The sequence below is a fragment of the Phreatobacter sp. genome (assembly GCF_022843985.1).
Classification (GTDB): Bacteria; Pseudomonadota; Alphaproteobacteria; order Rhizobiales; family Phreatobacteraceae; genus Phreatobacter.
In genome coordinates this window covers 18,061-27,101 of record NZ_JALHMP010000042.1, presented here as the reverse complement: position 1 = coordinate 27,101, position 9,041 = coordinate 18,061, and the positions used below count along the sequence as shown (strand labels likewise).

Annotated in this window: 6 protein-coding genes; all 6 read right to left on the bottom strand. The window is 67.8% G+C overall.

The features are described 5' to 3' along the window. The coding region (locus Q0C57_RS20080) for a (Fe-S)-binding protein (protein ID WP_296579408.1) at window positions 1–473 on the bottom strand (473 nt) is incomplete at its 3' end. After that, on the bottom strand, window positions 470–2,248 hold the full coding sequence (locus tag Q0C57_RS20075; protein ID WP_296579405.1) for a NirA family protein: 1,779 nt from the start codon (window positions 2,246–2,248) through the stop codon (window positions 470–472). The genes Q0C57_RS20075 and Q0C57_RS20080, both read right to left, overlap by 4 nt. Before the next feature lie 177 nt (window positions 2,249–2,425). Further along, entirely contained in the window at window positions 2,426–4,612 is a 2,187-nt protein-coding gene (mdoH, locus tag Q0C57_RS20070) for a glucans biosynthesis glucosyltransferase MdoH (protein WP_296579402.1), read from the bottom strand. After that, window positions 4,600–6,153 carry a glucan biosynthesis protein gene (locus Q0C57_RS20065; protein WP_296579400.1) on the bottom strand — a complete coding sequence of 518 codons (1,554 nt, stop codon included), beginning with the start codon at window positions 6,151–6,153 and terminating at the stop codon, window positions 4,600–4,602. The genes mdoH and Q0C57_RS20065 overlap by 13 nt, the downstream gene beginning before the upstream one ends. Before the next feature lie 79 nt (window positions 6,154–6,232). Then, complete coding sequence (locus tag Q0C57_RS20060) at window positions 6,233–7,210, bottom strand: DMT family transporter (protein ID WP_296579398.1); 978 nt, start codon at window positions 7,208–7,210, stop codon at window positions 6,233–6,235. Between the two features lie 137 nt (window positions 7,211–7,347). After that, window positions 7,348–9,006, bottom strand: a complete 1,659-nt coding sequence (pimA, locus tag Q0C57_RS20055) for a dicarboxylate--CoA ligase PimA (protein ID WP_296579395.1) — start codon at window positions 9,004–9,006, stop codon at window positions 7,348–7,350. Between the last annotated feature and the right edge of the window lie 35 nt (window positions 9,007–9,041).

The window sequence follows — 9,041 nt, the reverse complement described above, 5'->3', positions numbered from 1 at the left end:
CCGGCCGGTGGGGCGGCGGCCGGCGCGGCACCGGCCTCGCCGCTGCCGGCAACCTCTCCCGCCAGCGCCTTGAGCATGCGCAGCGTCTCCTTGCCGCCGGGCACGCAGAGATTGAGCCGCTCCTCGCTCTTCACCGCCAGCGCATTGGCATAGTCGGCGCAAGAATAGCCGCACTGGCCGCAATCCTGCTGGGCCATGGCTGCCATCAGTCGCGGCGCAAGGGGCTTGCCGTCGGCGAGCGCCATGCGGTCGGCGAGCGGCATGGCCGGGTCGTGCCAGGGCGCATCGTCATTGGAGGCGAGCTCTGCGGAAGGCGCCGTCGCCGCGCCGCCGTCAGCAGCCATGGCCGCCGCCGGTGTCAGCGGCCCGAGGGCCGCGGCGAAGAAACCGGACAGCCATTGCCGCTGTTCGGCACTGAACGGCGCGGTGTCCGGGATCAGCGAAAAGGTCGAGGAGGGCGGCTGCACGCTCATTCCGCGGCCTCCCGCAGCGGAGTGAGATGGGGCGCGACGAGGGATGACAGCTTTTCCGCGTCATGCCGGATGGTGAAGGCCTGGAAGCTCTCGGCCGGGCTGTCGCGATGGCTCAGATAGGCCTTCAGCAGCGCCTCGACATGGCGCGGCGCATCCTCGGCCGTGATGCCCTTCCAGAGGGTCCGCCCGATCCGGGCATTTTCGGCAAATCCACCGCCGACGGCTATATCGTAGCCCTCGACCGTGTCGCCCTCCGCATTCACCGGCACGCGCGCACCGATCAGGCCGATATCGCCGATATAGTGCTGGGCGCAGGAATGGTGGCAGCCGGTCAGGTGGATGTTGACTGGCACGTCGATCGCCACCCGCGCCTCGACATGGTCGGCGATCTCCATCGCATGGCGCTTGGTGTCCGAAGCGGCGAATTTGCAGCCGGCATTGCCGGTACAGGCGACGAGCCCGGCGCGGATCGGGGTCACGGTCGTCGACAGGCCGAGGGCGGCGATGCGCGCCTCGGCCTCGGCGACCAGACCGTCCGGCACACCGGACAGGATCAGGTTCTGCCAGACGGTCAGCCTGATATCGCCGTCGCCGCATTCGGCCGCGATGGCCGCGAGCCCTTCCGCCTGGCGGCGCGTCAGTTTGCCGACTGCCATCACCACGCCGATCCAGTTCAGGCCAGCCTGTTTCTGGCGATGGACACCGACATGGGCGTAGCGGTCGGTCGGCAGGCGCGGCGCCACGTCACTGTCCGCGATCCGGGTCAGCTTGCGGCCGAGCTTGTCCTCCACGGCCGCCAGGAAGCGCTCGAAACCCCAGGAGTCCAGCAGGTATTTGAGCCGCGCGCGGTTGCGGTTGGTGCGGTCGCCATGGTCGATGAAGACGCGGACGATGGCCTCGGCGATCAGCGTGGCCTCGTCCGGCCGGCAGAAGGCGCCCGTCGGCCGGGCGAGGTCATGGTGCCCCGATATGCCGCCCAGCACGATCCGCAGCCACAGACCGGGAGAGGCGCTACCGCCCTCCGGCACCCGGACCGCCTGGAAGCCGATATCGTTGGTCTCCTCGAGGGCCGGCGACAGGCCGGCACCGTCGAAGGAGACGTTGAACTTGCGCGGCAGCCCGTACAGCACCCGCGTGTTGAGGATATGGAAGTGCCAGTCGCGGGCCAGCGGCCGGGTGTCGAGCAATTCCTGCGGATCGATGCCGGCGAGCGGCGATCCCGTGACATTGCGGATATTGTCGGCCCCCGAGCCACGGGCGACGATTCCGAGATCCATCAGCTCTTCGAGCAGCGCCTTGGCGTTCTCCGGACGGATCTCGCGCATCTGCAGGTTGGCGCGGGTCGTGACCGCCAGCACGCCGCCGCCATAGGTTTCCGCCAGCCGGGCGCAGCCGGCCAGTTGGTGGGCGGTGAGGATGCCGTTGGGCAGGCGCATGCGCAGCATGAAGCTGTCCTGCGCCGGTGCGACGTTGAACAGACCGAAATAGCGCCAGCGGAAATTGTCAGCCGGTCCGGGCAGCTTGCCGGTTGCCGCCTCGCGGGTCAGCCGGCCAAAGGCGTCGAGGGGGTTGTCGTCCCGCTTCCACTTCTCGGGATCGACGATCTTGCCGCCGGCCCGCACCTGCGCATCCTGCGCAAGAAGGTGTACCGCATCCGGGCCGGTCGGGGCGGAGGTGGCCGCGGGCGCGGTGGTGCTGACCACCTGGGAGGCGGCCGCACCTGCAACGAACCCTTCGAGATAGCGCTTCTGTTCCGCGCTGAAGTCCTGTGACATCCGTTCCCCGTGCGAAAGGCGAGGGAGCCGGCGTCATTGGCGGCTAAACAAGCTGCCGCCATCCATGCAAGGCGGGTGCCACCACTGGATGCTGCCGAACCGGCGAAGCGCCGGGGATGAGGGCGCCGGGCGTGCCGGCGCCTGCGACCGGATTAGGCGCGGCGGCGGGCCAGGAGCCTATTTTTGCGGCGCCGGCTCCGGCTCGGCGGGCTTGGCATGGGGCAGGGCGGCCAGAAGCGCGATCAGCGCCCGGTCGTGAAGCACCAGCATCGCCTCGCGGCCTGACAGCCATTGCCGCGCATCCTCGATCGACTGGGCATCGGTGAGCTTGGCCTCGGCGATGACGCGGTCGGTATCGACCTTGCCGCGGATGCGGGGCGGCGGCACCTGGATGATCTGCTGGTGCATGTCGCGGAACCCCGGATCGCCATGGACGAGATCGAGCGCCTTGCCGTCTTCCAGCGCCAGGGCCTCGAATTCGCGCCCGAGCGCGAAGGCCCGCTCGGCGATGGGTGGCGGGGCGGATTCCTCCGGGATGAGCAGCAGCCGCATACGTCTCAGTGTCCAGCCGATCGCCGCCGAGGCCGAGGCCCAGGAGGTCGGGATCGCCAGCCAGAGCCCGATGATCGTCGGCGACATCCAGGCGAAGATATAGGGCGAGATCGAGAAGGCGGCGATCGCGGCGATGACGCCGAGGGCCGTGTGTCGCCAGTGGCGGTGGACGATGGCACGGAAGGGGATCGACCCGTCGTCGCGCCGCTGGGTCTTCCAGCCGGTGTCGCGGCCGGAGAGGATCGAGGAGACCGAACTCCCCTGGATCAGCATCATGACCGGGGCGATCAGCGCGGAAAGGATGATCTCCAGCAGGGTCGACAGCGTCAGCATGATGGCGCCGCCGCAACCGCGCCGCGCCGGACCGTTCACCAGTGTCACGAACCAGCCGAACAGCTTGGGGGCCAGCAGGATGGCCATGGTGATCAGGAAGAGATTGAAGGCACGCTCGGAATCGAAGACCGGCCAGGCCGGGAAGAGGGTGAACTGGTTGGTGAAATATTCCGGGCGGATGAAGGCGGCCTGCAGGGCGAGGGCGAGGCCGATGAGCAACTGGATCAGCCAGAGCGGGCTCGACACATAGCTCATGATGCCGGTGGCCAGATGCTGGCGCGTCGCCCAGTGCAGGCCCTTCGCGCCGATGACCCGGCTGTGCTGGAGATTGCCCTGGCACCAGCGCCGGTCGCGAATGGCGAGGTCCATCAGCGAGGGCGGGCTCTCCTCGAAAGAGCCGTCGAGATGGGTGAGCATGTAGACAGCATAGCCGCGCCGGCGGATGAGGCCGGCCTCGACGAAGTCATGGCTGAGGATGTGGCCGCCGAAGGGGGGCTTGCCCGGCAGGTCGGGCAGGCCGGCGGAGGAGGCGAAGGCCTCCATGCGGATGATGGCATTGTGGCCCCAGTAATTGCTGTCGCGGCCCGACCAGACCGCCAGCCCCGCCGCGCAGACGGGCCCGTAGACGCGGGCTGCGAACTGCTGGAGCCGCGCGATCAGCGTGTTGCGGTTGATGAGCCGGGGCAGGGTCTGGATGATGCCGGCATCGGGGTCGCGCTCCATGGCGTCGGCGAGCGCCACGATCGTCTCGCCGGTCATCAGACTGTCGGCGTCGAGCACGATCATATGCGCGTAGTTGCCGCCCCAGTTCATCACGAAATCAGCGATATTGCCGGCCTTGCGGGCGGTGTTCTTCGGCCGATGGCGATAATGGATCGCGATGTCCGGCAGCCGGTCGCGCAGCGCCAGATAGGACCGCTCCTCGGCGATCCAGATATCGGGGTCGGTCGTGTCGGACAGGAAGAAGAAGTCGAACGATGTGCCGTGGCCGGTGGCGAGGACGTCCTCGGCGATCGCCTGCACCGTGCCGAAGACCCGGGCCGGGCTCTCGTTGTAAATCGGCATGACCACCGCCGTCCGCTCCCGTAACGCGGCGGGCAGGTCCGGCTTGCGGTTGAGGCCGTGGCGCAGGAGGTCGCCCAGCCCGAGCAGACCGGTCGTGAAGGCGAGGGCGATCCAGGAGAAGTTGACAACGAAGAAGACCAGGAAGGCCCATTCCAGCAGGGTTACGCCGCCGGCTTCGACCACCTTGAACATCTGCCAGCCGCCGGCCGCGGTGATCGCCACCATGCCGCCGAAGGCCACGAGGCGGGCGAACCACGGGGTGCGCCACAGGTCCGGAGCCTTCAGCGCACGCCTCTCACTGTCCCGCCAGCGCCGCAGCGACTGCGTCGGCATGGCGAGCGGCGCCTGGACCGGCATGGCCATACGGTCGCGCGGCAGCGAGGGGGCCGCAGGCCGTTCTCTCAGGGCGTCCATCGATAGAGCCATGTCTCGCTTTGGGCCTGTCCATCGCGCTCAAGCACGAGCCTGAGTTCCACCTGGTTGCTGGTTTCCGGGTCGAGGTCGAAGGTGACCCGGTAGAGTCTGAGCTCAGGCACGAGCCGGCCGTCGATTGCACCGACGCGGCCGCGCTGATGGGTGAGATTGACCCGCAATCCGCTGCCCCTGGCGGGATCGGCGAACTCCTCCGAGGAGAAGTCGACGAGGAAGCGGCGGCGCCGACCGCCGCCCTGGGCCCGGCCGGTGCGGGTCGACGTGACGAAGGCAAAGGGCGCCCGCTCCGGCGGCGACCAGCACCAGTGCATCCGGTAGGTGAAGAAATGCTCGGCGCCGCGGGCCAGCGGCGTGCGCGGACGCCAATAGGCCAGGATGTTGCGGTTCATTTCGTCATTGACCGGAATCTCGACGAGTTGAACCTGACCCTGGCCCCATTCGCCGAGCGGCTCGATCCAGACGCTGGGGCGCCGCTCGAACCGGGCGTCGATATCGTTGAAGGCCTCGAACCGGCGATCGCGCTGCAGCAGGCCGAAGCCGCGCGGGTTCTGGTCGACGAAGGCGGAGACCTGCAACGTTTCCGGATTGGTCACCGGCCGCCAGATCCATTCGCCATTGCCGTTCCAGATCTGCAGGCCCTTGGCCTCGTGCACGCCGCCGCGCACATCGTCGACATTCGTCCGGTCGTTCGGGGCGAAGAGGAAATTGGCGGTCATAGGAGCGATGCCGACATGCTGCAGGTCGACGCGCGGGAACAGCGTCACCTCGACATCGCAGACGGTCGAATCCCCTGGCCGCACCGAGAAGCGATAGAGGCCGGTGACGCTGTCGGAATCGAGCAGGGCATGGACGACGATGCTCGTCGCGCCAGGGCCGGGTCGCTCGATCCAGAAATGACGGAAGGCGGAATATTCCTCACCCTGCGCTTCGGCGACGTTGAGGGTCAGGGCCCTGGCCATGATGCCGAAGACCTGGCCCTTGGCGAGGGCGCGGAACAGGCTGGCGCCCTGGAAGACCAGCGCTTCATCCGTCGGCGTATCGCCGTTGAGGGCGGTGAAGGCGCGGAAACCCGAATAGGGCACCGCGGCTTCGGCGGGAAGCGGCGGGACCTGACCGAAGTGATATTGGTCGCCGGCAAAGCGTTTGTCGCGAATGATCCCGCCGTCGACGGTGCGGATCGTCACCGGCTGGGTGAAGACGTTGCCGGTGGGCAGAAGGTCGAGGGTGAACCCCCGGTTTTCCCCGGCCCAGATCCGCTGCTCCGGCTTCATGCGGATCTGGCGATACTGGTCCAGATTGAGCTGGGCCAGGGCCCGGGGGACTTCGTTGCGGGGCGGCTGGTGCGGCACCCGCGACACCTCGCGGGCATAGGCGAGCAACCCCTCGCGCGAGATCGGCTGGCCGTCCGACACCGCGGCGAGGGCCGCCTGCAGGGGCGACGCCTGGGCATCCGCGCGTCGGGTCAGCGTGAAAGCTGCCGGCGCGGCCAGAAGGGATGCTAGGAGGGCGCGGCGGCTCGGCATGTTGTCGATGATCGGAGGGCGTTCCGGACGGAAGGAGCTTCGGGGGTAAGCCGGACAGTGACCGGCCTTATAGCCCAAATTAGGGCGTTGACGAGGGGGGAGAACCGCCCTCCGGCACGACAAATTTGCGCCTGAAGGTATGTCGCGCCCCGGCGAGCAGATCCTGCGGGATGGTGGCAGCCACAAGTCCCCCGAGGACCAGGGCCATGCCGACGAGATGATGCGGCTCGAACGCCTCTCCGAGGAAGAGCACGGACAGCCCGACCCCGTAGAGAGGCAGGAGATAGAGAAAGCACGATGTGACCGCCGGCCCGACCATCTTGACCCCGTATTGGTAGAGGGAGAAGGCACCGACAGCCGAAAACAGGGCGAGCCCGAAAACGCCGGCCCAGAGCCACGCCGTGCGCGGCGAACCGCCGACCAATGCGAGCTCGGCAGCCGAGAACGGCGCCAGGGCGACGACACCGGCGATGGCGATGGCGGTGAAGAGCGGCATGGTCGGCAGCGTCGCGAGGCCCTCGTTCCGCAACACCAGCGAATAGACCGCCCAGGCGCAGGCCGCGGCGGCGATTCCGAGGTCGCCGAGATTGAAGTCCAGCCGGGCGAGGGCGGAGGGATCACCCTTGACCACGATGACGGTGACACCTGCGATGGCGATGACCACCCCGGCGAGGCGCAGCCATGACAGGGCCTTGCCGTGCACGAAGCGGTCGATGAGCAGCACGAGGACCGGCGAGGTCGTGTAGATCAGCGTTCCATTCGTCGCCGTGGTCAGGCCCAGCGCCCAATAGACGCCGGCGCCGCAGATCCACATGCCAAGAACGCCGAGCAGGACGATTCGTCGCCAGTGCAGGGCCAGCGTCGCGGCATTCTGGCGGAGCCCGTCGATGGTGAAGGGCAGCAGGATGAGGACGGCGACACCCCAGCGCAGCAGCGCCAGGGTGAAGGGCGGCACGGCATCGCCCATGGCGCGGGCGATCACCAGATTGGAGGAAAAGAACAGCGGCATCGCGAGCAGCAGCCAATAGGCCCGTCTGGCCTCGCTCGGTGTCGCCATGGACAAGTACTCCGGCAGAGCCTTCCGCTCCGCGCCACACAGTCAGCACGGAAGGTCGAAACGGGCAAGCGCTGCCCCGCGATGGGACGAGGCTCGAAAGGGCGTCGCCGTCACCAATGTCGTACAGCGCTGTGCGGTCAACTGGCCGCGCGGATCGCGCTGCGCAGTTCGGCCCGGGACAGCTTGCCGACCGTGGTCTTCGGCAAGGCGTCGCGGAATTCCAGCGCCTGTGGCATTTCGTGGCGGCCGACCTTGTCCTTGAGAAAGGCCTGCAGATCCTCCAGCGAGAAGGCGCTGGCCCCGTTTCGCAGGGTGACGAAGGCCTTGGCGGCCTCGCCCCGGTAGGGATCGGGAACGCCAAGGACGATCACCTCCGCCACGGAAGGATGCTCGTAGACGGCCTGCTCGATCATCTGCGGATAGACGTTGAAGCCGCCGGAGATGATCATGTCCTTCTTGCGGTCGACAATGAAGAAGAAGCCATCCTGGTCCATATAGCCGATGTCGCCGGTGAGGAACCATCCGTCGGCAAAGGAGGCGGCGGTCTCTTCCGGGCGGTTCCAGTAGCCGCGCGTGACATTCGGGCCACGGATGCGGATCTCGCCGATCTCGCCGGGCGCCAGCACCTTGTGCGGGTCGTCGAGGGCGCAGATGTCCATTTCCAGCCCCGGCAGCGGCAGCCCGATCGTGCCGGGCTTCGGCACCCCGAAATTCGGCACATTGGTCCCCGAGGGGGAGGTCTCCGTCATGCCCCAGCCGCCGGTCAGGCGGAAACCCGCGCGCTCCTCGAAACGCCGCGCGATCTCCACCGGCAGCGGAGCGCCGCCAGACGCGGCATAGATCAGCGAAGAGAGGTCGGCGGTCGCAAAACGCGGATGGTTGACCAGGGCGATCCACATGGTCGGCACGCCCGGAAAGATCGTCGCCCGCCGCTTCTCGAAATCGTCGAAAGTCTGGTCGGGGTCGAAGCGCATGCGCAGCGGCATGCAGGAGCCCCGGGTGATCTGGCGCAGCATGACGCTGGTCAGCGCATAGATGTGGAACAGCGGCAGGACGAGGATGATCTTGTCCTTGGCCGGGTCGCCGGAGGGCAGGGCAGGCTGCCAGGCATCGTAGATGGAGACTGCCGCCGTGATGTTCTTGTGGCTCAGCATGGCGCCCTTGGGCATGCCGGTCGTGCCGCCCGTATACTGAAGCAGCGCCACGTCCTCGGGCGTAACCTGCGGCCAGATGTCTGGCGGAGTGGCGCCGGCGACGAAATCGGCGAAGGTGACGATGCCCTTCTTGGCGGGAATCGGCAGGGTGGGAAGACCTGACGCGCCGAAGTCGGCGTCCTCGGCGACGATGAGCCGATCGATGAGGCCTTGCTCGTGCAGCTTCAGCGCCATGCCGAAGAGCGGCGCGATGTTCGACGTGACCAGGGTGCGCGCGCCGGCATCCGTCAGCTTGTAGGCCAGCACGCGCTCGGCATCGAGCGGCGAGAGATGGACCAGCCTGATCCCGGCCTTGGCCGCGCCGAAGAAGCTGATCGGATGGGTCGGCATGTTGGGCAGGTAGAGGGCGACCGTATCGCCGGCCCCCAGTCCGGCGCGGAGCAGCGCTGCCCCGAAGGTGCGCATGCGGTGGCCGAGGTCGCGGTAGGTGATCACAGTGTCGCGGAATTCGAAGGCGGCGCGGGCGGCAAAGGTCTCGGTTGCCGCATCGACTAACGCCCCGAGGGTCGTGATCTTGAGCGGCGTGTCCCACCGGACGCCGGCGGGATAGGATTTTTCCCAAGCGAATGGCCTGGATGCCATGCGAATTCCTCCCTGACGGCAGACTTGAACGGCCG

Bases quoted from the DNA above. Each gene is read 5' to 3' on its own strand.
- Q0C57_RS20075 (WP_296579405.1), bottom strand. From the start codon at position 2,248: ATGTCACAGGACTTCAGCGCGGAACAGAAGCGCTATCTCGAAGGGTTC.
- mdoH (WP_296579402.1), bottom strand. From the start codon at position 4,612: ATGGACGCCCTGAGAGAACGGCCTGCGGCCCCCTCGCTGCCGCGCGAC.
- Q0C57_RS20065 (WP_296579400.1), bottom strand. From the start codon at position 6,153: ATGCCGAGCCGCCGCGCCCTCCTAGCATCCCTTCTGGCCGCGCCGGCA.
- Q0C57_RS20060 (WP_296579398.1), bottom strand. From the start codon at position 7,210: ATGGCGACACCGAGCGAGGCCAGACGGGCCTATTGGCTGCTGCTCGCG.
- pimA (WP_296579395.1), bottom strand. From the start codon at position 9,006: ATGGCATCCAGGCCATTCGCTTGGGAAAAATCCTATCCCGCCGGCGTC.